This window comes from Oceaniglobus ichthyenteri (assembly GCF_003057885.1).
GTDB lineage: Bacteria > Pseudomonadota > Alphaproteobacteria > Rhodobacterales > Rhodobacteraceae > Oceaniglobus > Oceaniglobus ichthyenteri.
In genome coordinates, this window is sequence record NZ_QAGK01000022.1 from 1 (window position 1) to 26,366 (window position 26,366).

The 26,366-nt window shown below is 57.4% G+C and carries 28 protein-coding genes; 14 read left to right on the forward strand and 14 right to left on the reverse strand.

What is annotated here, in order from left to right:
• The 8 genes from dctP to C8265_RS18700 all read right to left on the reverse strand — a co-directional run.
• Positions 1–630, reverse strand: a 630-nt coding sequence (gene dctP, locus C8265_RS18665; protein ID WP_206050373.1) for a TRAP transporter substrate-binding protein DctP, incomplete at its 3' end; no start/stop codon positions are given.
• On the reverse strand, positions 627–863 hold the full coding sequence (locus C8265_RS18670) for a hypothetical protein (RefSeq protein ID WP_126623204.1): 237 nt from the start codon (positions 861–863) through the stop codon (positions 627–629). The genes dctP and C8265_RS18670, both read right to left, overlap by 4 nt.
• Entirely contained in the window at positions 853–1,800 is a 948-nt protein-coding gene (locus C8265_RS18675) for an NAD(P)-dependent oxidoreductase (RefSeq protein ID WP_108485516.1), read from the reverse strand. The genes C8265_RS18670 and C8265_RS18675 overlap by 11 nt, the downstream gene beginning before the upstream one ends.
• Positions 1,797–2,255 carry a VOC family protein gene (locus tag C8265_RS18680; protein ID WP_108485517.1) on the reverse strand — a complete coding sequence of 153 codons (459 nt, stop codon included), beginning with the start codon at positions 2,253–2,255 and terminating at the stop codon, positions 1,797–1,799. Before C8265_RS18680 ends, C8265_RS18675 begins: the two co-directional genes overlap by 4 nt.
• The gene (locus tag C8265_RS18685; protein WP_240611143.1) at positions 2,252–4,468 is read right to left on the reverse strand and encodes an alpha-ketoacid dehydrogenase subunit alpha/beta; all 2,217 of its coding nucleotides are present in this window, start codon (positions 4,466–4,468) and stop codon (positions 2,252–2,254) included. Before C8265_RS18685 ends, C8265_RS18680 begins: the two co-directional genes overlap by 4 nt.
• Positions 4,468–5,772 (reverse strand): TRAP transporter large permease, encoded by a 1,305-nt coding sequence (locus tag C8265_RS18690; RefSeq protein ID WP_108485519.1) that lies wholly within the window; start codon positions 5,770–5,772, stop codon positions 4,468–4,470. The genes C8265_RS18685 and C8265_RS18690 overlap by 1 nt, the downstream gene beginning before the upstream one ends.
• Before the next feature lie 12 nt (positions 5,773–5,784).
• On the reverse strand, positions 5,785–6,297 hold the full coding sequence (locus C8265_RS18695) for a TRAP transporter small permease (protein ID WP_240611144.1): 513 nt from the start codon (positions 6,295–6,297) through the stop codon (positions 5,785–5,787).
• A 229-nt stretch (positions 6,298–6,526) separates the two neighbouring features.
• Positions 6,527–7,312, reverse strand: a complete 786-nt coding sequence (locus C8265_RS18700; RefSeq protein ID WP_108485520.1) for an IclR family transcriptional regulator — start codon at positions 7,310–7,312, stop codon at positions 6,527–6,529.
• 621 nt (positions 7,313–7,933) lie between these two features.
• Between C8265_RS18700 and C8265_RS20030 the strand changes: the two genes are divergently transcribed.
• Complete coding sequence (locus tag C8265_RS20030; protein WP_164512396.1) at positions 7,934–8,134, forward strand: transcription termination/antitermination NusG family protein; 201 nt, start codon at positions 7,934–7,936, stop codon at positions 8,132–8,134.
• Between the two features lie 513 nt (positions 8,135–8,647).
• A complete protein-coding gene (locus tag C8265_RS18710) occupies positions 8,648–9,316 on the forward strand; it encodes a sugar transferase (RefSeq protein ID WP_240611146.1) in 669 nt (222 codons plus the stop codon).
• 133 nt (positions 9,317–9,449) lie between these two features.
• Here the strand turns inward: C8265_RS18710 and C8265_RS18715 are convergent, their stop codons facing one another.
• On the reverse strand, positions 9,450–11,963 hold the full coding sequence (locus C8265_RS18715; protein WP_108485522.1) for a cation:proton antiporter: 2,514 nt from the start codon (positions 11,961–11,963) through the stop codon (positions 9,450–9,452).
• A gap of 203 nt (positions 11,964–12,166) precedes the next feature.
• Here C8265_RS18715 and C8265_RS18720 point away from each other — a divergent pair, with 203 nt between their 5' ends.
• The 6 genes from C8265_RS18720 to C8265_RS18745 all read left to right on the forward strand — a co-directional run bounded on the left by C8265_RS18720 (position 12,167) and on the right by C8265_RS18745 (position 17,076).
• Positions 12,167–12,553, forward strand: a complete 387-nt coding sequence (locus C8265_RS18720; RefSeq protein ID WP_164512397.1) for a PRC-barrel domain-containing protein — start codon at positions 12,167–12,169, stop codon at positions 12,551–12,553.
• Between the two features lie 129 nt (positions 12,554–12,682).
• Positions 12,683–13,099, forward strand: a complete 417-nt coding sequence (locus tag C8265_RS18725; RefSeq protein ID WP_108485524.1) for a CopG family transcriptional regulator — start codon at positions 12,683–12,685, stop codon at positions 13,097–13,099.
• Positions 13,100–13,143: 44 nt separating this feature from the next.
• Positions 13,144–14,169, forward strand: coding sequence for an extracellular catalytic domain type 1 short-chain-length polyhydroxyalkanoate depolymerase (locus tag C8265_RS18730; protein ID WP_338065797.1), 1,026 nt, complete (start codon positions 13,144–13,146; stop codon positions 14,167–14,169).
• A gap of 146 nt (positions 14,170–14,315) precedes the next feature.
• Positions 14,316–15,398, forward strand: coding sequence for an HWE histidine kinase domain-containing protein (locus C8265_RS18735; RefSeq protein WP_108485525.1), 1,083 nt, complete (start codon positions 14,316–14,318; stop codon positions 15,396–15,398).
• A 12-nt stretch (positions 15,399–15,410) separates the two neighbouring features.
• Entirely contained in the window at positions 15,411–15,782 is a 372-nt protein-coding gene (locus tag C8265_RS18740) for a response regulator (protein ID WP_108485526.1), read from the forward strand.
• 451 nt (positions 15,783–16,233) lie between these two features.
• Complete coding sequence (locus C8265_RS18745) at positions 16,234–17,076, forward strand: replication initiation protein (protein ID WP_108485527.1); 843 nt, start codon at positions 16,234–16,236, stop codon at positions 17,074–17,076.
• 164 nt (positions 17,077–17,240) lie between these two features.
• Here the strand turns inward: C8265_RS18745 and C8265_RS18750 are convergent, their stop codons facing one another.
• The 3 genes from C8265_RS18750 to C8265_RS18760 all read right to left on the reverse strand — a co-directional run bounded on the left by C8265_RS18750 (position 17,241) and on the right by C8265_RS18760 (position 20,077).
• Positions 17,241–18,530 carry a TRAP transporter large permease gene (locus C8265_RS18750; RefSeq protein WP_108485528.1) on the reverse strand — a complete coding sequence of 430 codons (1,290 nt, stop codon included), beginning with the start codon at positions 18,528–18,530 and terminating at the stop codon, positions 17,241–17,243.
• On the reverse strand, positions 18,527–19,039 hold the full coding sequence (locus C8265_RS18755) for a TRAP transporter small permease (protein WP_108485529.1): 513 nt from the start codon (positions 19,037–19,039) through the stop codon (positions 18,527–18,529). Before C8265_RS18755 ends, C8265_RS18750 begins: the two co-directional genes overlap by 4 nt.
• A gap of 69 nt (positions 19,040–19,108) precedes the next feature.
• Positions 19,109–20,077, reverse strand: a complete 969-nt coding sequence (locus C8265_RS18760; RefSeq protein WP_108485530.1) for a TRAP transporter substrate-binding protein — start codon at positions 20,075–20,077, stop codon at positions 19,109–19,111.
• 49 nt (positions 20,078–20,126) lie between these two features.
• On the opposite strand from C8265_RS18760, the gene C8265_RS19345 reads away from it, so the two are divergent.
• Positions 20,127–20,663, forward strand: a complete 537-nt coding sequence (locus C8265_RS19345) for a hypothetical protein (protein WP_126623206.1) — start codon at positions 20,127–20,129, stop codon at positions 20,661–20,663.
• A gap of 200 nt (positions 20,664–20,863) precedes the next feature.
• Here the strand turns inward: C8265_RS19345 and C8265_RS18770 are convergent, their stop codons facing one another.
• A complete protein-coding gene (locus C8265_RS18770; RefSeq protein WP_108485539.1) occupies positions 20,864–21,898 on the reverse strand; it encodes a replication initiator protein A in 1,035 nt (344 codons plus the stop codon).
• Between the two features lie 541 nt (positions 21,899–22,439).
• Between C8265_RS18770 and C8265_RS18775 the strand changes: the two genes are divergently transcribed.
• The 3 genes from C8265_RS18775 (at position 22,440) to C8265_RS18785 (ending at position 24,223) form a co-directional block, all read left to right on the forward strand.
• On the forward strand, positions 22,440–23,114 hold the full coding sequence (locus C8265_RS18775; RefSeq protein WP_108485532.1) for a ParA family protein: 675 nt from the start codon (positions 22,440–22,442) through the stop codon (positions 23,112–23,114).
• Positions 23,111–23,443, forward strand: a complete 333-nt coding sequence (locus C8265_RS18780) for a stability/partitioning determinant (RefSeq protein WP_108485533.1) — start codon at positions 23,111–23,113, stop codon at positions 23,441–23,443. The genes C8265_RS18775 and C8265_RS18780 overlap by 4 nt, the downstream gene beginning before the upstream one ends.
• A 468-nt stretch (positions 23,444–23,911) precedes the next feature.
• Positions 23,912–24,223, forward strand: a complete 312-nt coding sequence (locus C8265_RS18785) for a hypothetical protein (protein WP_126623207.1) — start codon at positions 23,912–23,914, stop codon at positions 24,221–24,223.
• 18 nt (positions 24,224–24,241) lie between these two features.
• Here the strand turns inward: C8265_RS18785 and C8265_RS19605 are convergent, their stop codons facing one another.
• Positions 24,242–24,598 (reverse strand): DUF2059 domain-containing protein, encoded by a 357-nt coding sequence (locus tag C8265_RS19605; protein WP_164512398.1) that lies wholly within the window; start codon positions 24,596–24,598, stop codon positions 24,242–24,244.
• Between the two features lie 181 nt (positions 24,599–24,779).
• Between C8265_RS19605 and C8265_RS18795 the strand changes: the two genes are divergently transcribed.
• Positions 24,780–25,574, forward strand: coding sequence for a metallophosphoesterase (locus C8265_RS18795; RefSeq protein ID WP_108485535.1), 795 nt, complete (start codon positions 24,780–24,782; stop codon positions 25,572–25,574).
• A gap of 108 nt (positions 25,575–25,682) precedes the next feature.
• A partial coding sequence (locus tag C8265_RS18800) for a YjbH domain-containing protein (RefSeq protein ID WP_240611147.1) occupies positions 25,683–26,366 on the forward strand: 684 nt, incomplete at its 3' end.

Sequence of the window (26,366 nt, forward strand, 5' to 3'; positions counted from 1 at the left end):
TTTCAGCCCACGAATATCGTCTGGCACGCGCACCGGCTCTTCGCGCAACCCACGGCGCAGGCTGATCGTGCGCGGATCGACAGGCTGATACACCAGCACCTTATAACCGCTTTGGGCGATCCGCGAATCCACCTCGGTTTTCCAGACGTCCGAGGTGACAAGATTGACGAATTGCTGGTTGTCACCGCACCAGAACGGCAGGTTGATGATATCGACCGCCGGCACGAAGGGCGCAAAGTTGGCCATCGAATGTTGGGCGGCCTGGATTGTGCCGTTTTGTACCTTTTCGGCCAGTTCCCCCGCCGAACCCAAGGATCCGTTTGGCACCAGCCGCACATAAACCTTACCACGGGTGGCGTTTTGGATGTTTTCCTTCAGCTGCAACTGCATCACCGGAAAGGTGCGCGTCGTGCCAAGGCGATAGGCGGTTGCGATGGTCATCACATGCTCGGCTGCGGCCTCGCGGTCGCGCTCTTCCGAGCTGGTTTGCGCTTCGGCGGCAGGAACGCCTAGGGTTCCGGCGCCCACCGCGGCCACGGCCACGGTAAATCCGGCGGTGCCGGTCAGTTTCAAGAAATTACGCCGGTCCTCGGACCCCAGCACGTTTGGCAATTTATTATGGTCTGTCATAGTATCTCCTCCTCTGTTGTCGTTTTCTGTCGTTCTTCGCCAATCAGGTACGCGACCCCCAAAAATGTCGTCACCAGCAGTGTTATGAATTCGGCTATCGTGGACAGGCGCGGCGAAACAAAGCCCACCGCACCCCCGAGCTTGACCAAAGCAATATTGCCCGCGAACAGAACAAAGGCCGCCACAGCCGCCCATCCGGCGGCGCGATAAAACCTTGGGGGATTATTTGGCATTGTCCTTAACCTCCGGCGCAGGGGCGGGGCCGCTGTGCACCCCCGACAGTTTTTCGATGATCAGTAACATCGCGGTGCAATCCAAATCGGACATGCCCATTGGCCCGGCCAGGCCGAACATTTCGCGCGCAGGTGCGCCCAAAAACAGCGGCACGCCCAGATCGCGCCCCAGGGTCAGGCCCAGCGATATATCCTTATCGCCCATGGACAGCGGGAAATCCGGGGTCACATCGCCGCTGAGCACCTTGTTGGGATAATTCACATTGATCTGGCCGCGCCCAGCGGTGGTGTTTTGCAACACTTCGACGGCGGCGTCGGTGTCGATGCCAGCCTTGCGCGCCATGGCCAGGGTTTCCGCCGTTAGCACCATGGATACCATCGACATATAGTTATTGGCCACTTTCATCCGAATGCCACTGCCCTTTGGCCCCAGATGCACGGATTTATCGGCGATCGGTGCGAAGACAGGCATCGCATCGGCGAAATCATCCGCCGCGCCCCCGGCCATTACCAGTAACGTGCCGCGCTGCGCATCAGTCGGCGTGCGCCCCACCGGTGCATCCAACATCCGCAAACCGGAGGCGGTGATTTTTTCATGCAATGCCAAAGAGGTGGCAGGCAAAACCGTGCTCATCTCAATCATCAAGGTGCCGGGTGCTGCGCTTTCGGCCACCCCGCCGGGATCGAGACAGACCGACATCACATGGGCATCGCGCGGCAGGATCGTCATGATAATCGACGCCCCATCGCAGGCTTCGGCGATGCTGGTGCATTTTGTGCCGCCAAAGGTGGCCAGGCGCGCGGAATCCACATCGTAACCGCGCACATCATGCCCGGCGGCAATCAGGCGCGCGGCCATGCCGCCGCCCATGGTGCCAAGGCCGATAAACGCGACGGTACGCTTTTCAACGGTGGGAATGGGGGCGGAATCGGTCATGCGCCCACAACCCCTGGAAATTGCATGTATTCGGTCACGATATTGTCTGGCCCGGTCAGATAAAACACCGTCACCGCCCCATTGCGCAGGGTTTGGGGCGGGGAAACCGGCACATATCCGGCCTCAATAGCGCGGGCATAGACGGTCATCACATCATCAACCTCGAACGCCAGATGGGTGAAACCGACATCACATTGTGCGGGGGGTTCGGTTTTACCCTCGGGCACCAGATAGCGGAACAATTCAATCCGGTGCGCGCCCAGTTTCAACAGCGCCCAGCGAATGGTCATGCCCGGCTGACCGGTGACCACGCCCAGGCCCGCCTCATCGCGCCGGTCGGCTTCGCCTTCCACCTCAAACCCCAGGAAATCGACCAAAAAGGCGCGGGTGGCGTCGAAATCACGCACGCTTAGGGCGGTGTGATGAACATGTTTGATGTTGGATGCGATGCTCATTGGGCGGCCTCCAGCCGGTCAAGATTGCGGGTTTCGATCAGCTTGCGCAGGGCCGCCTCAACGTGGTGCGCGCGGGCAAAGGCCGCTTCTTCCAGAACTTTTGACACAACCGCCGAAGATTCCGTGCCGGTGACATGGACGATCTCATGATCGAGCAGATCGAACAGCCGGTTCTGCGCATCGGAGATGATCCGCGACCCGATTGAGGTGCCGCGCGTGGTTTGTTCAACCATCATCAGCGCGTTGGTTTTTGACAGGCTGGCGCGGATCGTATCCCAATCGAGGCCCAAGGGATCGAGCGTGCGCAGATCGATCACCTCGGCGTCCAGCCCGTGATCATCGGCCACGGTGCAACACACATCAACCATCGGCCCATAGGTCAGGATCGTGGCCTTGGCCCCTTCCCGCGCGATGCGCGCCTTGCCGAATGGCACGATATAATCCCAATCTTCGGTGCTGACCGGGCCTTTGTTCTGGAACAACTGGTTATATTCCAGCACCAGCACCGGATCGTCACAGGCCACAGCGGCGTTCAGCAACCCGATATAATCATGGGGCGTTGACGCGGCCACAACCCGCCAACCCGGATAGAGCGTGAACAGCCCCGCCGCATCCATCGAGTGTTGCGAACCATACCCCGTGCCTTGGGTCACACGGCTGCGCACCACGACCGGCACCGCGAAATCACCGCCAAACATATGGCGCACCTTGGCGATCTGGTTGAACAACTGATCCGCCGCGACAAGGGCGAAATCGGGATACATGATTTCAACCACCGGGCGCGCGCCGTTCAACGCCGCGCCCAAGGCCAGACCGGTAAAGCCGTTTTCACAAATCGGCGTGCCCAACAGACGGTCGGGAAATTTTTCACCGATGCCCTTTGTGGCGCCTGCCGTGCCGCCGCGCAGGCGGTGCACGTCTTCGCCCAGAATGAACAGCGTCTCAAACTGCTCCATATTGCGCAGCATCACTTGGGAAATAACATCGGCGAATTTCGCCTGTTTGCTGTTGGATTCGGTCAGATCGGATTCTTCCAGGGTGCGCAGATTGGCCAATTCCGACAGATCGCCGCGAATGCCGTATTCCACGGTTTCGGGATCGGGCCACAGCGATGGCATCAGGTGGCGCGCGTCGCCTTCGCCCTCAATCAGGCGGGCCAGAACATCGTCGATACCTTTTGATGCGCGCTCTTCCAGGCGGGTGATCTCCTCAGTGCTAAGCAGGCCGAGACGCTCTAACTGTTCGGGGAAACAGCGCACGGGGTCACGGTCCATCCAACCCTGTTCTTCGTCCTTGTCACGATAGCCAAAGGCGCTGCCGGGCAGGGGGCCGGATTGGTGCATATGACGATAGGTACGCGCCTCAAGCAGGACCGGGCCGGGGGTTTTTTCCATCAGATCGCGCGCGATCTCCATGGCGCGCCGCGCCGCAATCACATCCATCCCATCAAAGCTGATTGATGGCACGCCCAGCCCCAGGCCACGCGCCGCCAGACGGGTTTCGGCGGTTTGTTCCGACACATGGGTCGACACGGCATAGAGGTTATTTTCAACCACAAACACCGTGGGCAGTTTATACAGCGCGGCCAGGTTCATCGCCTCATAGGCGGTGCCCATCTGCATCGCACCATCGCCAAAGAACGCCAGCGAAACGGCATTAACGCCCTGCATCCGGTCGGCCAGCGCATAGCCCACCGCATGGGGAATATTGCCCCCGACAATGGCGTTGGATCCCAAAACACCGGCCTCGGGCATGCGCAGGTGCATCGAGCCGCCCCGCCCGCCACAATAACCGGTTTTCAGGCCCAAAATCTCGGAATAGGTGCGAAACATCACCTCTTGCCAGGTTTGCGATGGTTCTTGTGCCAGGGGGTCGTACCCCTCAACCGTGGCATGGTTCAGGGTTTTGGCCAGAAATTGGTGGTGCATCCGGTGGGTGCCGTTGATCTTATCCTGCGAGGTCAGCGCCGACATGATGCCAACGGCGGCACCCTCTTGGCCGATGCTGGCATGGGCCGGACCGTGCAACAGGCCCTCGCGGCTCAGCTCTAACAGGCGTTCTTCGAACCGGCGGATCGTAAACAATTGTTCCAACATCACCGCAAGATCGCCCTTGGACACCGCGCGCACATCGTCATCGGTGACCTCAAGGTTCCAGCAGGGCGTTTCAATCGCCAGCGGCGTCAGGTTTTTCGGGTTTGAAATATCGTTCATCACATCCACCATGTCGAAAGTTCAGGGATGAAGGCGATCATAAGAACAACCACCAACATCGAAATAACGTAAGGAAAAGACCGCGCCGCGATGGACAGGATCGATCCACCCGTCACCGAAGAGATCACAAACAGGTTCAGCCCAAGGGGCGGCGTAATAAACCCCACGCCCAGCGAGGTGATCATGAAAATGCAAAACTGCACATCGTTCATGCCGACCTCTTGCGCCAAGGGAAACATGATTGGCGCCAGGATCACGATGTTCGGCGTCGCCTCCATCACACAACCGGCGACGATGAACACGCCCAGCATCAGCAGGATCGTCAGCGTCGGATCATCGGTCAGCGATTGGATCAGCGCGGCGAACTGTTGCGGCACCTCAACCAGCGCCAGCGCCTGGGCCAAGGGCAGGGCAACCGCGATGATCGGCACGATGATGCCGTTCACCTTGGCCGAACTCCATAACATTGCCGGAACCTGTGCCAGGGTCAGGGTGCCACTGGCAAAGCCGATAATCAGGGTCACCGCCACGGCAACCGCCGCCGCCTCGGTCGGGGTGAAGATACCGGAATAAATACCGCCCAGAATGATCAGCGGGATCGACAGCGCGAATTTTGCATCCCAAAGCGCGGCCAACCAGGCCGAGAACGAAAATTTCGACGTGCTGTTTTCATAGTCGTAGATGCGGTTGATCACGATATTGGTCAGCATGATCGAAATCAGCACCAAAACCCCCGGCACGATGGCCGCCACAAACAGGCTGGCGGCCGAAATGCCAAGGATCATGCCGATGATAATATAGGCGATTGAGGGTGGAATAAGGATACCAGTACACGACCCGGCCGCCACCAGTGCGGCGGCATAGCTGGGCGGATAACCCTTTTCGACCAGCCGCGCATAGGTCATGCGACCCACCGCCGCGCACCCCGCCGCATCCGAGCCTGAAATACTTGAGAAGAAACCACAGCCCAGCACCGTCGATGTGCCCATCCCCGACCGCAGCGAGCCCATGGTCGCCTCGGCAAAGTTCAGCAATTTCACCGACAGCCCGGTGCGCACCAGCGCGTCACCGGTCAGCAGATAAAGTGGGATCGCAATCAGCGCGTAATGGTTCACCCCACTGAACAGGCTTTCCCCCAACAGCGACAGGGGCAACACATTCGTCTGCCACAACATGACAAGCGCGCTGAGCCCCAGCGCGATCCAGATCGGCACGGCCAGAAGAAACAGCACTCCCAGCAGGATCAGCGCGCCCAGCACATCCCAGCCAATGTCCATGCCTGCCTCAGCAGATTGATACAGCATTGCGCAGGCCCCTTAATCAAACAGCTTTTCGCCCGAAGGTGGGCGGCGATTGTCGCGAAATGCATGCATATCTTCGATCATCACCCCAACGGCGCGACCAAAGACCAGAATAAAACCAAGTGGGACGGCGATCAAAAACCAGACCCGCGACACCCGTAGCCCCTCGGCCACCGAGCCAAAGCGATAGGATGTCAGCACAGGATCAATCGACCACCACAGGGCAAAGACCGCAAAAACCATCACCGCAATGTGCCCCAGCATCGACAAAAGCACCGCCGCGCGGGGCGGCAACGCATCGAACAAAATGGTGAATGCGATGTGCGAGCGGTTGCGCACGCCAACGGCGGCCCCGATCCACACCAGATAAACAAAGGCAAAGCGCGCCGCCTCTTCCCCCCAGATCGACGAATAATCAAACACGAAACGGCGGATCACTTCGATCACGATAACGGCGGTGATGAAGGCATAAAGCCACAGCATGGCAAAGCGTTCGGCATTGCGCCAGTGGGTGCCAAACGCCGTCATGGCCGTAAATTCCGTATGGATTTGGCGCCGCTAAAATAGTGCGCGCACGTCACTGCAATGGGCATTGGCGATCCTCCCTGATGCAGTTCCCCTCCTCCAAGGATCTCCACATCAAATCACTATGTGAGTAATAAGCTATCTATAAATGATTACCTGTCAAGAAATTTTCAGCACATCTGCAGCGCGCGAGGCGCACCAAATGCAGTTTTCAAGAAATTTCGCAGGGGTGTCAGCCGCGATAGCATTCGGCAAGACGGGCGGCGGCAGTTCGCATTTCCGGGACGAATTCCATCATCCCCTCAACGGTTTGCCGACCACTCGGTGCGACCAGTGCCAGAGCCATCTGTGGTGTTGTTCTTTCTTCTCCGATCGCAACCGCAATCCCGATCACACCGCTGAAACATTCTTCATTGTCCAGGGCCACACCTGTGACACGAATGCGGTCAAGTTCGCGAATCAGGAGTTCGGGATCGCAGATCGAATTCTCGGTGCGTCGTTGCAAAGGCAGTGTGTCGACATATCTGCGCCGCTGCGTGTCGTTCATCCGACTCAGTAAAAGCTTGCCGATTGCCGAACAATGGATCGGCACCCGGCTGCCTACATCCAGCCGAAAGGCCAGCGGCCAGGCCGCCTCGACCCGATCAACATACACGATCTGCCCATTCGAGATTGTTCCGACGTTCGCAGTCTCTCGCAAATCGATTACCAGTTGGCGCAGCACCTCGTGACGCGGCCCCCGTGAGGCGGCACCCGTCAAAACGTTGCCTGCCAGATCGACCAATTCATCGCCCTCAATAATCCGGGTGCCGCCGCCATCGCGCTTCAGCATCCCAAGTTTGATCAAGTTGCTGATCAGCCGATTTGCCGTCGGACGAGGAATATTCAATCGCTCGGCGATTTCTGTAACCGTGGAACAGTGATGCGGCCCTGCCGTGACGGCCTGAATAATCTCAATTGCCTTTGCAACCGTTCCCGCGTTCAGCCGTTGCCGGTTCGCATCCGAAAGCTCGTTCATTTTTAGATCCACCAGATGTGTTATTTCCGCCCTCACGCGGCTCTCATAGTAAGCTGAAGTCCGAAATAAAGACCATCGCCCACAGTTGGGCAAGATTGCTGCACTAACATTGGCAACTCTGAATGTCGTCCAGAAATTTTTCAGGGGTAGACCGCTTAATGAAGTTCATGAACCATACGCGCCGGCGCTGCAAACAACGGGCTCTCCAGAAGCCCAGGTATTCAGTCCCGGGATCTGGTAGACCGAAGATGAATATTTCCGTCACTTTGCAACGTCTTTGGATTGATGCCCGGTTTTTGGCTGGCGCGGTGCTTGCCATCGTTGCATGGCTGCTCTGGCGGCGTGCGTTGTCGTGGTGCCCCCGTGATGGCTGGTTCTATTTTGCTGTCTTCCATTCCTGAGAATGGATCGCACCATCAAACCGTGAGATCAAATGCCTGATCTGCAAAGGGGCTTTGCTCTCTGGAACAGATCTTTTTTACCGTGTGTCTCATTATTTTGATTATATATTCCATAAAAAATGGAAATGCCCCGCCAAAATATAGAGTGGCTTGTATATTTCCAAGCCATCGTTCATTCGTGAGCGATTATTATATGCGCTCATTACAAGCGGCCGATCTTATGGATTCGCCCTGGTATCTGGCCTTGTGCCGTCCCAATCAGGGGCACATTGCGTTTCGTCAGTTGGAACAACGTGGGTTTGATGTTTTCATGCCCCGTCATAAAGCCACCCGGCACTGGCGTGGTCGTGTGATTGAGGAAATGCGCCCGGTTTTCGGCGGCTATCTGTTTCTGGGAACGGACCCGGCCCATCCCCGTTGAAATGAGATAAGGAAAGCTAATGGAATCAATAATCTGATAGGTACGGGCCCTTCGATCCCCAGCCCGATTCCCAGTGTAATTATCACCGGTCGGATGTTGCGATGTGACAAGGAGGGGTGTCTTCGACCTGATACTGATTTCAAAACAGGTGAGCAGGTTCGTATAACCTGCGGCCCTTTTGCCGACTTCATCAGTACCGTGGAAGGCATGGTTCAAGACCTTCGGGTCCATGTAATGCTTGATATGTTGGGGCGTCAGACACGGTTAAAGATTGATGCAAAGAACCTGTCCCGACAGGCATAACGTCTGGATTGTTCATGGAATAAACCGTCGCCAGAAACTGACACTTACAGGTCTGTACAGCTACAGGTTGTTCCCCCTCCCTGCCCGCCGATATATCTTCCTCTCTCCTGAAATCAGTGAATTAACCGAACCTGACTTTAATTTCTTGATAGATCTTAATAATGTGTTAAAAAACAGAAATTGATTTTAAGAAATTTTTGGGGGGTTCTCATGCTGGATATGAAGGGCGAGCCGCTTGCGGCTGTGTTGGTTTCTGACCGGTCGAATTTTGTTGCTCCGGTGGTGTTGCCTGCCACGCGCTATTGCATCGCGAAACGCACATTCGATATTTTTGTGAGCCTTCTTCTTCTGCTGCCGCTGGGTGTTTTCGCTTTGGCTCTTGTGGTGGTGAATCCATTCCTGAACAAAGGCACATTGCTGTTCTGGCAAGACCGGATGGGCAAGGATTGCAAACCGTTTCGGGCTGTCAAGTTTCGGTCGATGGTGGCGATCCCGACAATGGTGCGTGGGCCGTTTGATCCGTTGGAAAAGGATCGGATCACCACTTTGGGCCGTTTCCTGCGCAAGAGCCGGATTGATGAACTGCCCCAGATCATCAACGTTTTGCGCGGCGAAATGAGCCTGATTGGCCCCCGCCCCGATGCATTGGCCCATGCGCGCATCTATCTTGACGAAATTCCCGGTTACCGCGAACGCCATCTTGTGCGCCCCGGGATCAGTGGCTTTGCCCAGGTCAAGGTTGGATATGTGGATGGACTGGAAGGTGTCCGGCGCAAGGTATCGGCCGACATATTCTATCTGAGCAAGGCATCCTTCCGGTTTGATTTGTGGATCGCCTGGCAAACTCTGGTGGTTGTTGCCCTGCGCAAAGGCGCCTAGCAGCCTTGATGACACAGGGCCGTATTTCAAACGTTGCATAAGGCAGAGGCGATTCTCGCGCTCTTGCCTGGCCTGCCTTCAAGGCGCTTCATAAAGGTGCCGCACCGGATATATGAAGATCACCGTTTGACGCTCAGGCATCCTTTGCGGGTTCGATCAGCAACACATCGGGGTCTATGCCGCGTTGTTTGGCACTGGCGCGCACACCGTCGCGCAGCGCCGCGCTTTTGAGCAGAAGCGACCGGAACCGCGCCACATCCAGCACCAGCAGCATTGAGGGCGCGATGGCGCGCACTTCGGCGCGGCGGGCGTTTTTCATCAAGATCGGCATCTGGCCGAACATCTCGCCCCGGCCCAACCGCCAGATCTGGCCGGCACTTTCCAGCTCAACCGCGCCCGAGGCGATGAAATAGACGTTTTTCACCGCGCTGTCCTTGCGCACGATCACCTTGCCGGCATTGACATACCGGGTTTGCAGCGCCCGGCCCAGCCGCCTGAGCGCGGGGGCCTCAAGATCGGCAAACAGCGGGAACTGGCGCACCAGTTCGGCCCGCTGCAGCGCGATATCCAAGGGCGGGCGGATATCGGCGGCGGTGCGGCGCGCGGTCAGGCTTTGCATCAGCGCGGTATAAACCTCGGCCCCGATCAGGCCGTCTTCGCGCATCGCGGTGTATTCGCGTTCCTCAAGGCGCAGGGCAGTGCGGCGGATAAAGCGGCGTTCCAGCTCTTCGGCATAGCCGGGATATTGCAGGCGCAGCCCTTCAAGTGCGGTTTCCACCGTGTCGATCCGGCGCGCCAGCAATTCATGCAACAGATCGGCCACACGCCGCCCGTGAATACGCCGTATCCGCCCATGGATGAAGGCATCCAGATCACGCAGGATCAAACGTTGCGACAGCAACAGTTCAAACCGGTCGGCAGTCATCCGCACCAGCGGTGCAGACAGGCCGGTGCGGCTGCGCAGTTTGACCGCGGCGCGAAAGGCCCGCCCATAAGACACCGACCGCCGCGCCGCCCGTTGATAACCGCTGCGCCCGCCCGAGCGGGCCGCCTCGATCAACCGGTCGGCATCGGACAGGATCTGTTCCGCCATCCGGGTTGAAATGGTACGTTCGCGCACCCGGGACAGAATTGTGTCGCGCTCAAACCCGGCCAGGGCAATCAGGCCCAGTGTGATCCGGTCGCGGTCCAGAATATCGGCGCTGTCTTCGGCCTTTTTCACCGCCCGGTCCAACCGTTCCCCAAATGCCTTGGCCTCGGAGCGCACGATTTCATGGGTCAGTTCATAATCATCGGTGGTGCGCGCCACGTCTTCGCGCACAGTTTGCAGCGCCACGGCAACCACCTGTCGTGACATCGCCTGATCAATCGCCGACAGACGATCCAGCCCCAGCCAGCCGATCACGCTGCGCAGGGTCGCCCCCTGCACGATCAGGGTGAACAGGGTAAACCCGGTGGCCAGAATCCCCACCACGCGCTTGACCTCGATCGGAATGCGGATGCTTTCGGTCACCGCCAGCGCCAGCGCCAGCGTGACCGCCCCGCGCAAGCCGCCCCAAAGGATGGCAACCTGATAGGGCCGGTCGACAACCGGCGACACCCGCAGCAGCGTCAGCAACGGAATAAGCCCGAACAAGATCACCGCCCGCGCCGCAATCGCCGCCAGAATGACCACCCCGATCAAAAGGAAATCATTCAGCCTGACCTCTTCCAGCAAGCGCGGGATAAGCAGAGCGGCGAGGATAAAGATCAGCGCGCCCGCCCAGTGCGCCAAAAGATCCCAGACCTCGCGCAGGTTGATCCAGGCCGCCGGGGGCAACCGCCCCGGCCCGGTCAGGTTCAGCGTCAGACCGGCTACCACAACCGCAATCACCCCCGAAGCGCCGATCAGTTGTTCCGCCCCGATATAGGCCAGATAAGGCAGCGCCACCGAAACCGACACCAGCGCCAGTTCATGACGCCCGAACAGCGCCATGATCCAGACGGCGATGCGCGCCGCCATCCAGCCGGTCAATGCGCCTCCGGCGATCAGAACCGGAAACCGGGCCAGGGCCGCGCCAAGTTTCGGGTCGGGCACACCAAGGGTGACATAGCCGATGAACACCCCAAACAGCGCAATCGCGGCGGCATCATTAAGCAGGCTTTCGCCCTCGATGATCCGCGCCAGACGCCGGGGCGCCGAAATGGAGCGGAAAATCGACACCACCGCCGACGGATCGGTTGTGGAAACGATCGCTCCCACCAGAAAACACGCCGCCAGCGGCAGCGCACTGGCCCAGGACAGGGCATATCCAACGCTCAGCGTGGCCACGACCACGGCCACCACCGCCAGAACCGAAATCGGCACCCAATCATCGATCATCCGGCGCAAATTCATCCCCAACGTCGCCTGAAACAGCAGCGTCGGCAAAAACACATACAGGAACACGTTGGATTTGATCGGCAATCCCAGAATCGCCGTCGCCACCGGGTTCAGGGCATCGGTCAGATCCGTGCGCAAAAAGAACAGCGCGCCCGACCCGATCAACAGCCCGAGAACCGCAAGGATCACGGTATAGGGCAGGCGCAAACGCGCCGCCAACGGCTCGGCCGCGCCAATGACCAGAAAAAGCGAGGCGATAACCGTGGTGACCAGAACAATATCCATACCTTGCGAATATCCCAATCAAGCGAACGCGGAAACTGCCATAAAAATGAAATCGCGCATTTGGGCAATTCATTTGCCGCGCCGGGAGCGCCGGATTTCGGGCCAACGGCGATCTGTTGCCGATGCATCCGTTGTTTTGGAACGACGGCCCAGGGATCGCGTTGAGGGGGGGAAGACAGACACAGATATCAAAGGAGACAGCCATGAAAACCGCTCATGTCCTTACCATACTTGCAACCACCGCAATGATTGCCGCGCCCGCCACCCTGCCCGCCCAAACCGCCACTGCGCAAAGCTATGTCGAAATCGAAGACGACGCGCTGATGGTCATGCCTTTCAACCTGAGCGTTGATCAGATCGACGATTACGATGTCATCGGATCGACCGGTGAAAAGGTTGGTGAAATCGAAGAGGTTCTTGCCGATGCAACGGGCACGCCCGTGGCTGTGGTGATCGAAACCGAAGGTTTTCTGGGTCTTGGTGATGAAGATGTCATCGTTGCCCTGGATCAACTGGAACTGGTCGATGGCGCATTCCGGATCAATCTGACCGAGGAAGAATTGGAAGCCCTGCCCAAATGGGACGATTGATGTAACGCCCCACGCCTTCGGGTGCTGCACCCGGGGGCGTCCCCCCGCGTATTTTTGACGGCCTGTGCCGATTTCCCTTGCCAGCAGCGCAATAACATCCATATACCATCCATATGGATGGAGAAATAAATGGCTGACATCGTCAAACTGCGTGATCGCACCCCCGACAGTGAAAAAATCACCATCAACCTTGGATATGTGGATCTGGGGCGGATTGATCTGTTGGTGCAGGAAGGGTTTTATTCAAACCGCTCGGATTTCATTCGCACGGCGATCCGAAATCAGCTTGGCACCCATGAAACCACGGTCAGCCAATCCATCGAACGCCACACGATGGAGTTGGGATTGCGCTACTATTCCACCGCCGATCTTGAGGCGCTGCGCGATGCCGGTGAAATCCTGCATGTGCGGGTTGTCGGTCTGGCACGGATTGCGCCCGATGTGACACCCGAACTGGCGTTGCAAACCATCGGATCAATCACCGTTTTGGGGGCCTTGCAGGCCAGCAAAGAGGTGAAAACCGCCTTGGCCGCGCGCATCCACTAAATTCAAACACCCGGCGTTCACGCCGCCCCCCAAAGGATACCACGATGAATTCAATGACCCCCGACGCCCTGCGCCGGGCCTTGCAAGACGTGCGCACAGGCCGCCTTGCCGATGCCACAACGCTTATTCAAAACACCCTGGCCCAGCATGGGCTGGCCGATGCGGGATTTTCCGGTGGGGCCGGAAAAATGCCGCCCTACCCTGGGCTGAAAACGCCCGGACAAGGCCCGATGCCGGGGCGTGCCCGGTTCACCAATGAGGCGGGATCGCGCGATTATCTGGTGCATCTGCCCAAGGGGCGCGAAACCGCGCCGCGCGGTCTGGTTCTGATGCTGCATGGCTGCACCCAAACCCCCGAGGATTTCGCCATCGGCACCGCGATGAACGCCCAAGCCGATGCCGCCGGATTGGTCGTGATTTATGCGGCCCAGGCGCGGGGCGACAATGCGCAGTCCTGCTGGAACTGGTTCAGCGGCGCCGATCAACAGCACGGGCGCGGGGAACCGGCGATTTTGGCGGGTCTGGTGCGCGAGGTGGCGGAAAAACACGCCGTTCCGGATCAGGCGATCTTTGTGGCCGGCCTGTCGGCGGGGGCGGCGATGGCGGTGATCCTGGGGCGCACCTATCCGGATGTTTTTGCCGGGGTCGGGGCCCATTCCGGCCTGCCCTATGGCTGTGCGCGCGGTGTGAGCGAGGCGTTTGCCGCCATGGCCGGGCAAGGCGCGGGCAAACGTGGCAAACCCGCCAAACGGTCGGTGGCGACAATCGTGTTTCACGGCGCATCCGATGCCACGGTCACCCAAACCAACGGCCAGCAGATTTTCAACGACGCCCGCGCGCCTGCCGGGGCGCAGACCGAAATCATTGATGATGGCAAAACCGCCGGGCGCAGTTTTCGCCGCATCACCAGCCTTGGCACCGGGGGGAAGGTTCTGGCCGAACATTGGCAGATCGACGGGCTGGGCCATGCCTGGTCAGGGGGCAATCCCGCAGGCTCTTATGCCGATGCCCAAGGGCCGGATGCCTCGGCCGAGATGATCCGTTTTTTCGCCGCACTGGGGCAGACATAGCCAAGGCGCGGCGAAAGGTGCGGTTTTGTACAATCCATCTTTCTGCTTTCCTCCGGTTCTGAAACAGTAAATACGATTATGCCTCTCTGCCCCCACTGCCGCGCTTTTTTCCAAAGCTTGTCCATTGTTAACTCCGGGATGGTCCCATGCCACATTCTACCGATGCTGAACTGCGCCAGGAAATCCTCAACCTGCAAAACCGCCTTGCGCTTGTGGCGGCGGATCAGGAACGCGATGCACAATTGGCCGCCGATGCCGCCAACCGGCTGAACCTATTCGAAGCGATGCTGGAAATTGTTCCGGTCGGGGTGGTTCTGTCGGATCAGAACGGGCGCATCGTCATGGGCAATCAGGCGGTTGAAACCATGCTGGGCCACCCGGTTCTGCGCTCCGAAAACACCCAATCCTATGGCGAATGGGTGTCATATGATGCCACCGGGCGACAGGTGGAAAGCCACGAATATCCTTTGGCCAAGGTCATCAACGAAGGCGCAGCGCGCGCCGAACTTGACGTGCATTACCAACGCGGGGACGGCAGCCGGTTCTGGTTGCGCCTGATTGGCGAACCGGTTCTGGACAAGGCCGGCAACCGGATGGGGGCTGTTGTGGCCCTGATCGATATCGACACCGAACATCGCCTGGCCGAGCAGCAAAAGGTATTGATCGCGGAACTGAACCACCGGGTCAAAAACGTGTTCAGCGTGGTCAAATCCATCGTCAGCCGATCCCTGCGCAAGGCAGAAATTCCCGGTGGGGTACGGCGCACCATTGACGACCGGCTGGATGCCTATGCCAAGGCCCATGAAAAACTGGTCGGGTCGGATTGGGATCATGCCCCGCTTGGGGATATGGTCAGAGACATTGTGGTGCGGATCGGCGGCGACAACATCAGACACAGCGGCCCCGACATCAACCTGCCCTCGCGTCAGGCTCTGGCGATTTCCATGGCGCTGTATGAACTGTCCAGCAATGCGGTGAAATACGGATCGCTTTCCGCCTCGGGGGGAACGGTTGATCTGTGTTGGGATTGTACAACAGATGCCGATCAGACCGAACTTTATGTCGCATGGGTGGAACGTGGCGGCCCCGCAGTTGTTATTCCTACAGAAAAGGGATTCGGTTCATTCATTACAGACGTGGCTGTGTCGATGGAAACGAACGGAAAAGTCGACGTTTCATATGGCGGCGATGGATTTGAATGGCGATTGACCATGCCGCTGGATGGATAAACGGAGAAACCTATGGCGTCCGATAATTTGAAAGTTTTCATCGTTGAAGATGAAGTATTGGTCGCATTTGAAATGACCGACACCCTTGAAGACATGGGGTTTGAGGTGGTCGGCCCCAGCGTGCACCTGGAACAGGCCAGACAAGCGGCCGAAACTTCGGATATCGATGTGGCCTTTCTGGATGTGAATCTGGGCCGGGGCAAAACATCAGAGCCGATTGCGCAGATCCTCAAGCGGCGGGGAATCCCGTTTGTGTACATCACCGCCTATGACCGCGATCAGATCAGCTTTATCGATGAGCAGGACAAACTGGTCAAAAAGCCGATCTCGGGAAACCAGTTGCTGAACGCCCTGCGGCAGGTTTTGCCAGAACTGGAAAAGTAAGGCCCACGGGCGGTTGTGAAACCGCCTCGTTCTTGGCTTGGATCTTGGACCGCTCTGAAAGACCTGACTGATCGGGCCAGATAGCGCCCGTATTCAAAGCCTGTTTAAAACTCCCCAGCTCAACTTATCCACAGATTTCATCTGAGCTGCATGGGCTATCTTTGCCCTTCAAGTCTTTCATAGTTCAAGATTCTAAGATTCAGGGCGGATTTCAAAAGCACTATCAAAGGCTTATGGTTTTTAATGTGAGGTTTCCGGGGGATAATGTGAAGCTTCCGGGGGATACTGTGAGGTTTTCGGGGAATAGTGTGAGGTTTCCGGGGCTCAAATGTGAGGTTTTCGGGGAAATCTGCGGAGTGCACTGTAAAGTTATCCACAGAAGGTGATCTTAAAGTGAAGAATACCCTTGCGATATATTCACTTTTTGACGGCGCCAGTTTATAATTTTTCCATGACTGATGAATTGCGAGTTTTGGCGTTAACGCCCACCCATGATGAGGCGATCAAGCCTTCGGAACTCATTCAAATTACGGGGCATCAGCAACTTACCCTCAACGCAAGGCGGGCGATTACCGTGCTGTGGCACAACGCCCACCGCCAGGGTATCAAGGAAGGGCGCGATTACACGATTGAATTGGCCGATCTGCGCCCCGATGCCCACAAAGGATCAGAGATGGTGGAAGAAGCCATCCTGTCTTTGATGCAAACGATCCTAACTGTGAGGCTTTCGGGGAACCGGACCCGCCGGGTGCAGTTTTTGGGCGGCAATGATATGGATGATCCGTCGCGCCCTTCGGGTGTTCTGACCTATTCTTTCGACAAACGGTTGGTGGAAATGTTGCGCGACAGTTCGATATGGGGACGGATCGCACTGCCGGTTCTTATGGCGTTCTCTTCGAAATATGCGGTGTCGCTGTACGAAAATGCGTCGCAATGGACGAACCTCAGCCGCAAGGTGCACCAGGATTTTCCGTTAGAGCAGTTTCGACAGCTTCTTGGGGTCGAAGACGGAAAATATCCCGCGTTTGGGGCGCTGAACAAACATGTGTTGAAGCCGGTAATGGATGAGATCAACGCGCTGGCCCCTTTCAATCTTTCGATTTTACCAATGAAAACCGGAAAGAAAGTCACCGGCATTCGCATCGGATGGTGGCGCAAGAACGAAGACGAATTGCGCGCGGCCTGGGCGGAAACGCAGCGCCCGAAAGTGGGGCGCCGGGCGCGCATCTCCGGGCGGGTTGAACATGTATCGCCTCTGGCCTCGGTGGGGTCGATGGCACGCAAGGAACGCTAGGATCGCAAAAATTCCCCGGATTCCTCACTTTTGGATGATGCGTAAATATCGACCGGTTTCCACGCCTGTAACGCCCCCGGCCAAGAGTTTGCCGGGACATACCTTTTTGGCTGATTTTCGGGCCTTGGAAATGGTCCTCAGGGTTTATCGGGCAACACCGAAAATCACGGTGTCGGCCCCCCAAAGACCAGTTCGACCGGCCACAGGGTGATTGCGGGCACATAGGTGATCACCATCAGCGCGGCAAAGACCGTCAGAACGAACCACACAAGCTGTGGAATGATCTTTTCAACCGGCAGGTTGGCCACCTGACAGGCGGCAAACAGGTTCACCCCCAAAGGCGGCGTGATCATCCCCAAGGCCAGGTTGACCACAACAATCAGGCCAAAATGCACCGGGTCCACCCCGTATGCCACGGCAATGGGTGTCAGGATCGGCGCCAGAACCAGAATCGCCGCCGAGGTTTCGATAAACATCCCCACCACCAGCAACAACAGGTTGACCACCAACAGGAACGCCAGTTTGCTTTCGAACACATCGCGGAACCATGCGGCAATGTCATTGGGCAGGCCCGAGCGGGTGATCAGAAACGAAAACAGCGCCGCGGCCGAAATGATGATCATGATCGCCGAGGTGGCAATCACGGTTTTGGTTAAAATCGCGGGCAGATCGGCGATTTTCAATTCGCGGTACAGCCCCATGCCCACGATCAGCGCGGCGGCCACGGCCACGGCGCTGGCCTCGGTCGGGGTGAAGATACCCGAATAAATTCCGCCCAAAATCACAAACGGCACCAAAAGCGCCGGCAGCGCGCCCAGAAACGCGCGCCCCACGCTTTCGCGCCCCTCACCGTCACGCATGCCGATACCGCGCACCCGACAAATCACCAAAACCAGCGCCATCAGCGAGGCCGCCACCAAAACCCCGGGCCCCAGGCCCGCAATAAACAGTTTGCCCACCGATGTATCGGTCGACACCCCATACAGGATCAGCGGGATAGATGGCGGAATCAACACGCCCAATTCCGCCGAGGACGCCTGAATCGAAGCCGCCAAAGGTTTGGGATAGCCGTGTTTCACCATTGCCGGAATAAGAATGGCACCAATGGCAAATGTCGTGGCCACAGACGACCCCGACACCGACGCAAACAACATGCAGGTCAGAACACAGGTACAGGCCAGCCCGCCCTGAATGCCACCGACAATGGATTTGGCCAGGGCAACCAGGCGTTCAGAGATACCCCCCGCACTCATCAGATTGCCCGCCAGAATGAACAGCGGAATCGCCATCAATGGAAAACTGTCGATGCCGGTGAACATCCGCTGCGCCACAAGCAACAGCGGCAGGCGGCCCTGCGCCTCGATCCCGATGACCGAGGCCAGACCGATGGACACGGCAATCGGCACACCCAGCAAAAACAGGATCGCCAGGGATAGGCCCAGGGCGGCGTTCACGCTTGAATCTCCGGGCCATCAACGGGGGTGGGCCACCCCCCCTGTGCGCCGCGGATCATCGCACCAATCACCGCGATCATGATGAACACCGATCCAACGGGCAGCGCGGAATAGACCCAGGCGATGGAAATTTCCAACGCCGCAAGTTTTTGTTTCATCACCCGTTCGGTCATCAACCAGCCCTGCCAAAACAGGATCGCGAAAAAGATCAACGAGGCGGCATTGGCCACCATGAACAGGGTCAGACCCAGACGGCGCGGCACATTGTTCATGATCACATCGACCGAAATCATCGACCCATGGCGAAACGCCACCGCCACCCCCAGAAACACCGACCAGATCATCGCCGAGCGGGTGATCACCTCGGACCAGGTGGAGGGCGCATCAAACACAAACCGGGTGATCACCTGAAACAGCGCCAGCGCGGCGGCGATGATCAGAAATCCGATGGATGCACGCAGCGCCAGGCCAGTGGTGAAATCTTCGATCCGCAGGAAGAGGCGCGTCATCTGGATACTTTCGTAAAATGAAAAGGGTCGGCGCGAATGTCGCGCCGACCTGAAGCCGTGTAAAACCGTTTATTCGACCGCTTTGATCCGGTCTACCATTTCGGTGCCGTATTCATCGGTATAAATCGCATAGGCGGGTTCGGCCAATTCGGCAAAAGGTGCCTTGTCGATATCGGTGATCACCTCCATGCCATTTTCACGCAGCAGCGCCACGCCTTCGTCTTCCAGGCGGTTCACTTCGGCGCGGGTGGCGGCGGCGCTGGCCTTGGCGGCCTCATCGAACCAGCCGCGCTGCTCATCGCTCAGACTATCAAGCAGGATTGGCGAGGCCAGGATCGCAACCGGCGAATAGACATGCCCGGTCAACGAAACGTATTTCTGAACCTCCCAGAATTTCGAGGCCGAAATCACCGTGATCGGGTTTTCCTGCCCATCGACCACGCCCTGTTGCAAGGCGGTGAACAATTCGGGAAACGCCATGGGCGTGGGCGCGGCGCCCAGATCGCTGAACGCTTCCATATGCACCTTGTTTTCCATGGTGCGCAGCTTCAGCCCGTCCAGATCCTCGGGGGTGCGCACCGGGCGCTGTGAGTTGGTCACATGGCGAAAGCCGTTTTCCGACCAGGCCAGCCCGACAAGGTTGTTCTGATCGATCTTGGCCAACAGCTCTTTGCCGATGTCGCCATCCAGAACATTGCGCGCATGGTCATAATCGCGGAACAGGAACGGCAGATCCAGCACGTAAACTTCGGGCACGAAATTGCCCAAGGGCCCGGTCGAGGTGATCACCACATCAAGCGAGCCGATTTGCAAACCCTCGATCATGTCACGCTCGCCGCCCAATTGCCCGGCGGGGGCCTGTTCACCGGTGAATTCACCGCCCGACAATTCGCTCAGTTTTTCAATGAATGCATCGGCCCCCAACCCGTAATGGGATTGCGGCGAAAGCGCGTGGCCGATCACGATCGATTGCTCGGCCTGCGCGCCGCCCGCCGTAATCGCCGCTGCGGCGACCAATCCGGTCATAAAATGTTTCATGGTGTCTCTCCCTTAGTGTTTGTTATTCGCGCCAGAATGGTGTGGCCCGTTGGAACTGATCTGGCAATCTCTGGCACCTGGCCATCCGTTTGCGTTTCTAAATAGCGCATCACAGAGCGTGCGAAAGAATTTTCTTGCCCGAAACAAGGTATTGCAGGCTCAAATTGCTGCCAGCACCGGCAATAACGCGCGGTTTGGCTTTGTGCCCCAAGGTGGCGCAGCCCATTCCGGCAGTCGTGATGAAATGAAAGTGCATGTCAGCCTTTTGCAACGAAATACCCACGCCCGATGGCGGGGCGATGTTAACCGGATCAAGGCAGGGTTTGGCAACCCCGTCTTCCACCTGCGCCGCCCACAAAAATTGGCCGTGACGGGGTTTTACACCGATTGCCCCATCAGCGGCAGGGGCGGCCGATGCGCCGGGTTTCATGAAAGCTGCGTCGCGATGTCTGAAGGACAGATGATTGTCATGATCTGCGTTTGCGGCACTGCGATGGTCTTGTTTGATCAGAATTTTTTCAATCGTTTTTCAAGCAAGGTCTCGCGCTTATTAAACGCCTCACAACGCCTTTTAAATATGATTTGAACGGTCCAAGTTTTGATCGCACCCCCGGTCCTGCCCCCTGCCCCGGGCACGCGGTGATAAGGTTTTTCCTGCTTCGTACCCCCATGATGCACTCTGTTGTTGCATCAGGCACATGCCTGAAAAAGGCAGACTCATCTGCACTGCAGTCATTTGACAAGGCTGCTCAATACTGATCCGCGAGCAGAAGGATCATCACCTAGCTAGGGCCGACCACGCTTTTCGAACCACTTGCGGCAAAATCCAATGAAGGCCCGGTCGGCATCGCGCGGTGGTTCCATGACCCAATCGCGCCATTCGGCCTCCAGTCCGTGGATATCCCACCCCGGGGCTGCCTGTCGGGCGCGATCATAGGTATCCGGATGCAGGGAAGGAATATGGGTTTCAAACAGCGGACCGGGTGACATGGTGTTGCGGTTGGTAAAGATCACCATGTCATCGGCTTCGTCAAAAACGACTTCGTAATCAGGAAGGTGGTCATGCTGTGCCAGTTGTTTGATCATTTGGCGAAAACGCTTTTGCGGGCTTTGCGATCCGGTTTTCATCAACAACTTGGCCAGGGTGATCCGCCACGTGGCCTGTTGGCCGCAATGTTTGCGGGCTATTTCATAGACCCGGCGTTCGATCGGCTTGCGCAGACGGAAATAATCCCGGTGCAGGGTCAGAACCTCTTCGTTGCGGATCGCATTGAATACCCAGTCCGACAGTTTGACCTCGCACCACAAAAGGCGGCCATCCAAGCCATGTTTGCGCCGCACGGATGACGCATCGATCAGCCCGAAGCCTTCGATCTGTTCTTCATCGCCGCTGACGATATTGGTTCGGATGCGCGTGCCCTCAAGCCGGTCAAGTGCGTCAAGCAGCGATTGGTATTCCCGCCCGCTGGTACCGCGATTGGCAAAGATCAGCAATTCCCGCGAGTTGATCCGCACCCGGGGCGATACCTTTTTGCCCTGCTTCAGCGTCGCCATGATCTGACTGATGCAATAAATCAGAATATCCTTGTCATAGATCGTTGCCAGACCTTTGACGCTGGGCGTGATTTCCAACCAGTTGTCGCCATTGCGATAGCGTTTGACAGTGGTTTCCGGTTTCTTTGACAGGGAATAAAACGGATGCTCCATATGTTGCATCACATCCTTCAAAACCGCATCGCCGACATCGCAAATGAACAGCTCATGCTGGGGATGGCGTTCGGGCAGCAGGGGCGCCAAGGGATTCGTGTTATCAGTTACCATAAGGCACATTCGTGGTTTTAGGTACCGGCGTCAAGATTCGTGTTATCAGTTACCGAGATTCGTGTTATCAGTTACCAAAGTTCGTGTTATCAGTTACCGGGCCATTCGATAAGATGCTGATTTAAAAGCGGAAAAAGGCCCTCAAAATCAACGTAACACTACTTAACACCTATTTAACACCAGAACGCGCTTCGCAACCTGTGGATAACTTTGGTTTTCAGGTCGGTTCAAAGATAAACTTAGAAAAATATCTTGGATTTCAGATCTCACGCTTTGACGAAAGAGAGCGGCAGCGATGTGTCGGGAAATGTCATAAGCACCACGACAAAATCTGTGCGCGAAAGATTAGAGCAGACCCCCTCCCCTATCATACAGCCCTTATTTCTTAGTATCCTCTACATATCTCCTTGGTATCTAGAAGGTACTGGAAAGCTTTCCGATAGACATAAGATATCCTTTAGGTATCTATCAGGTACTATAAAATATCCTTGAGATATCGGATAGCTATCTGGTATCCATCTAAAAACAAGGCGGAGTAGTCATGCCGATCATATCATTTGCAAACCCGAAGGGCGGGGCGGGGAAGACCACGACCGCCCTGATCCTGGCCACCCAGCTGGCTGAAAACGGCGCCAGTGTCACCCTCATCGATGGCGATCCCGAACGCTGGATTTCCCAGTGGGGCGATCTGCCGGGGAAGCCTGACACGATCACCATCGTGGGCAGTGTCAGCGAAGACAGCATCGTTGATCAGATCGAAGAGGCGTCGGGGAAAACCCAGTTCGTGATTGTCGATCTGGAAGGTACGGCCAGTCTGATGGTGGCCAATGCCATCGGCATGTCCGATCTGGTGCTGATCCCGATCCAGGGCTCGTCAATGGACGCAAGGGGAGGGGCCAAGACCATCCGCCTGATCGCCAACCAGGCCAAGATGGCCCGCCGCGCGATTCCCCATTGCGTGGTTTTCACCCGAACCAGTGCCGCCGTCCGGTCGCGCGCCTTGCGCAATGTGCAAGAACAACTGACCGCCAGCGGGATCGAAACCTGTAAAACCGCGATTGTCGAGCGGGCCGCCTATCGTGATCTGCTGGATTATGGCGGCACTCTGTCGGATCTGCGGGGTGCTGAGGTCAGCAATATCGAAAAGGCCATCGACAATGCCCGCGAATTTGCCGGCGAAGTCGTCGCGCGTCTGAAACAAGAGGCCCGGCCATGACCCATAAACCAAGACCGGATCTGGGGTTCGGGGCCGCCCTTGGCGATCTGGGCGATTTTGCCCCCAAGGCCAAACAGGCCCCAAAGCTGGACACCCGCCAAGCGGCGGAAGACGCTGGGTTCAAAAGCCGTGAGGCCAAGGCCGAGAAGCCGAAAAAGCCCCAACGCCGCCGGCGCACCGGCCGCAATGCACAGTTCAACATCAAGGCCAGACCCGAAACAATCGAGGCCTTTTACAAGGTGGCCGATGCCAACGGCTGGGGGCTGGGCGAGACGCTGGAACATGCGGTCGCGCTGTTGGAAAAACAGCACCTGAACCGTAAGGAATAAACAAACCCCTTGGATGGCAAAGGGCGGCGGTTCGATATCTATCGCCCGCGACCCGCAGACCAGCCATTGCCATCGCCTTGATATCCCACAGTCGGGTGAGAGCGGATCTGTCTGTGGGCTGGATCGGGCAAGCCACCACTCGTTACCCTGTGAAGGCTTCGGATCAGACGGTTCTGGTTAACGCATCACCGCCAATTCTTGAAAAGTCATAGCTATTTTGCGCCGGTGCGGTGAACGCTCTGGCAACTTCTATCGGCCATTCTCGATCCCGGGTGGTCCTGTGCCCTTTGGCGCGGGCCTTGGTGAAAGAGGAGTGGAAAAATGCGTGTTTTTACGCAAATAATACGGCTATGCAAAATTTTGGCACTGGGGGGGGCGGTTTTTGCCGCGTCCCAGGCAATGGCGCAGCAGGCGACGAATATCGTGGTGCGGAACGATCGGGGCGGGGTCATCAGCCAGCGGGTTGGCGTGATTGACAGAATCCGGGCCTTGCAACAGCGGGTCGAAATCCGGGGCCCCATGTGCCTGTCATCCTGCACGATGTATCTGGGGGCGGGGAATGTGTGTATTGATCCGCGCGTCACGTTCGGGTTTCACGGCCCTTCATCCTATGGTCAGCCGTTGACGCGTGCGGATTTTGAATATTGGAGCAATGTGATCGCCAGCCATTATCCTGCAGCGCTGCGCGATTGGTTTATGACGACGGCGCGTCACCGCATCACCGGATACCACAGGATATCCGGTGTGCAATTGATCCGCATGGGCTTTGCCCGGTGCTGACGGTCTGTAGACCGCCCGTTACTGCGTGTCGGAGGTTGAGCCGCCCCCGGCAATGGCCGCCGCGCCAACCGCAGCGGCACCCAGACCAAGTGCCGGGCCCAGTGCGCCAACCAGCGGTACGACGTTTGTGGCCGTAGCACCGGCTGCGGCCGCACCCGCCGCGGCACCGGCACCCGCCCCGCCTGGCAAGGCCGCAAGGGCATCACCGCAACTAACGACAAGCTGGTTTACCGGCTCAAAGCGCGCGGTCAACACCTCAAAGCCATTGCAGGCGTCAAGCTCTCGTGCCTTTTCAAGGGCAGCCTGGTCCTGTGCAAAAGCGGGTGCGGAGAATGAGCCAGCGATCAGCAGAGTAGCAACAAGAATTTTCTTCATGTCCAAGGTTCCTTATATTTGTCGTGACAATACCATATCCGGTAAAAAATTAAACGCGCCAAATGCGATCAAGCGGCATATTCAGCCGGAACATATCGGTTTAATGCCCAACAAACCGATACAGGGTCAAGGAATTGTTCACACCTTGCGGGGGTAAGGCGTATAAAGGTATGGCGGGCCTATGAAACAATTCTTTGCGCGGTTCTGGCACAAAGGCAAAGGGAAAAGCGCCGCCCCGCCTTTGGCTGTTTTTGATGCCCCGTGCAGGCCCGAACACCCATTTGCCGTTGTCGGAGACATTCACGGACGCGCCGATTTGCTGGAGCAGGTCGGGATGTTGATTGATGATTTGCCGTCCGACGTGCCTTTGATCTGTGTTGGGGATTACATTGATCGGGGCGATGAAAGCCGTGCCGTTCTGGAAATGCTGTCAGATCCCGATGTGTCAGCCAGCCGTGATCTTATCTGTCTGATGGGCAATCACGAGGCAATGTGTCTGGATTTTCTGGACAACCCCACCAAGGCGGGGCGTGCATGGATACGATATGGCGGGTTGCAAACCTTGGCCAGCTTTGGCGTCAGCGGCGTTGGGCCGGGCAGTGGCCCCGCCGATTTTGCCAAGGCGCGCGATGCCCTGGCGCTTGCCATGGGGGATCGTCTGATCGACTGGATGCGCGCCTTGCCTCTGTCCTGGCACAGTGGAAATATCAGCGTTGTCCATGCCGCCGCCGATCCGGGGTTGGAATTGAGTGATCAGCCTGAAAAAACACTTTTGTGGGGGCATCCCGAATTTACGCGGCGCAACCGCACCGACGGGCAGTGGATTATTCACGGTCATACGATTGTGGATCAGCCTGCAATTGAAAGCGGTCGCATTTCTATTGATACGGGTGCCTATGCCACCAATCGTTTGACGGTGGCCATTATCCGCGAGGATGGTGTGGAATTTCGCCAGACCGGGAATTGCGACGTGTAAGGCACAGGTGGTTTTTTGTTTCCGGGTGTGACGTTTTGGGCTGTTTTTAGGGCTTGAATATCGTACCAACGCTACATGTGGGTGGACTGTCTGAAAACGCAACTCTCGGTGACGGCTGTGGCTTTATGCTGCACGGCCCCCGTTTTTGCGCAAACTATCGAAACCGGATACAACACATATGGCTATCCGGGCCTGATCGATATGCCGGGCGCGTTCAGTCGCCCGGATGCAGAACTGTCCTTTACAACCAGCCACTTCCGCGATCAGACGCGCAATACGTTGACCTTTCAGATCACGCCGCGCCTGTCGGGTAGCTTTCGGTATTCTCAGTTATATAACATCCGGCCAAATGTGGGAGGCCCGGTTGTTGACTTTCGCTTTGATCGCAGCTTTTCGCTACACTACCGGTTTCTGGACGAAACCGCCCGCCGTCCGGCTGTGGCGGTGGGGTTGAACGATTTTCTTGGCACAGGGTTGTATTCGTCAGAATATATTGTGGCCAGCAAGACAATTACACCGCGCCTGCGCTTTACAGGCGGGATCGGGTGGGGGCGCCTTGCGGGCATCAACAGTTTTGACAACCCGCTGTCGATCTTCTCGGACCGGTTCGATTTCCGCCCGGGAGGAAGCGGAAGCGGGGATGGCGGTCTTGTGCGCACCAATAACTGGTTTCGCGGTGAAGCGGCGTTGTTTGGTGGGGTTGAATGGCAGGCCACGGATCGGCTGGCGCTGACGGCAGAATATTCATCGGATGCTTATCCCAATGAAGATGGCGCTGCGTTTGACAGAAAA

What these genes read in the sequence shown, in the direction of transcription:
- C8265_RS18670 (WP_126623204.1), bottom strand. Translation starts at nt 863, where the DNA reads ATGCCAAATAATCCCCCAAGGTTTTATCGCGCCGCCGGATGGGCGGCT.
- C8265_RS18675 (WP_108485516.1), bottom strand. Translation starts at nt 1,800, where the DNA reads ATGACCGATTCCGCCCCCATTCCCACCGTTGAAAAGCGTACCGTCGCG.
- C8265_RS18680 (WP_108485517.1), bottom strand. Translation starts at nt 2,255, where the DNA reads ATGAGCATCGCATCCAACATCAAACATGTTCATCACACCGCCCTAAGC.
- C8265_RS18685 (WP_240611143.1), bottom strand. Translation starts at nt 4,468, where the DNA reads ATGAACGATATTTCAAACCCGAAAAACCTGACGCCGCTGGCGATTGAA.
- C8265_RS18690 (WP_108485519.1), bottom strand. Translation starts at nt 5,772, where the DNA reads ATGCTGTATCAATCTGCTGAGGCAGGCATGGACATTGGCTGGGATGTG.
- C8265_RS18695 (WP_240611144.1), bottom strand. Translation starts at nt 6,297, where the DNA reads ATGACGGCGTTTGGCACCCACTGGCGCAATGCCGAACGCTTTGCCATG.
- C8265_RS18700 (WP_108485520.1), bottom strand. Translation starts at nt 7,312, where the DNA reads ATGAACGAGCTTTCGGATGCGAACCGGCAACGGCTGAACGCGGGAACG.
- C8265_RS20030 (WP_164512396.1), top strand. Translation starts at nt 7,934, where the DNA reads ATGGATTCGCCCTGGTATCTGGCCTTGTGCCGTCCCAATCAGGGGCAC.
- C8265_RS18710 (WP_240611146.1), top strand. Translation starts at nt 8,648, where the DNA reads ATGCTGGATATGAAGGGCGAGCCGCTTGCGGCTGTGTTGGTTTCTGAC.
- C8265_RS18715 (WP_108485522.1), bottom strand. Translation starts at nt 11,963, where the DNA reads ATGGATATTGTTCTGGTCACCACGGTTATCGCCTCGCTTTTTCTGGTC.
- C8265_RS18720 (WP_164512397.1), top strand. Translation starts at nt 12,167, where the DNA reads ATGAAAACCGCTCATGTCCTTACCATACTTGCAACCACCGCAATGATT.
- C8265_RS18725 (WP_108485524.1), top strand. Translation starts at nt 12,683, where the DNA reads ATGGCTGACATCGTCAAACTGCGTGATCGCACCCCCGACAGTGAAAAA.
- C8265_RS18730 (WP_338065797.1), top strand. Translation starts at nt 13,144, where the DNA reads ATGAATTCAATGACCCCCGACGCCCTGCGCCGGGCCTTGCAAGACGTG.
- C8265_RS18735 (WP_108485525.1), top strand. Translation starts at nt 14,316, where the DNA reads ATGCCACATTCTACCGATGCTGAACTGCGCCAGGAAATCCTCAACCTG.
- C8265_RS18740 (WP_108485526.1), top strand. Translation starts at nt 15,411, where the DNA reads ATGGCGTCCGATAATTTGAAAGTTTTCATCGTTGAAGATGAAGTATTG.
- C8265_RS18745 (WP_108485527.1), top strand. Translation starts at nt 16,234, where the DNA reads ATGACTGATGAATTGCGAGTTTTGGCGTTAACGCCCACCCATGATGAG.
- C8265_RS18755 (WP_108485529.1), bottom strand. Translation starts at nt 19,039, where the DNA reads ATGACGCGCCTCTTCCTGCGGATCGAAGATTTCACCACTGGCCTGGCG.
- C8265_RS18760 (WP_108485530.1), bottom strand. Translation starts at nt 20,077, where the DNA reads ATGAAACATTTTATGACCGGATTGGTCGCCGCAGCGGCGATTACGGCG.
- C8265_RS18770 (WP_108485539.1), bottom strand. Translation starts at nt 21,898, where the DNA reads ATGGTAACTGATAACACGAATCCCTTGGCGCCCCTGCTGCCCGAACGC.
- C8265_RS18775 (WP_108485532.1), top strand. Translation starts at nt 22,440, where the DNA reads ATGCCGATCATATCATTTGCAAACCCGAAGGGCGGGGCGGGGAAGACC.
- C8265_RS18780 (WP_108485533.1), top strand. Translation starts at nt 23,111, where the DNA reads ATGACCCATAAACCAAGACCGGATCTGGGGTTCGGGGCCGCCCTTGGC.
- C8265_RS19605 (WP_164512398.1), bottom strand. Translation starts at nt 24,598, where the DNA reads ATGAAGAAAATTCTTGTTGCTACTCTGCTGATCGCTGGCTCATTCTCC.
- C8265_RS18795 (WP_108485535.1), top strand. Translation starts at nt 24,780, where the DNA reads ATGAAACAATTCTTTGCGCGGTTCTGGCACAAAGGCAAAGGGAAAAGC.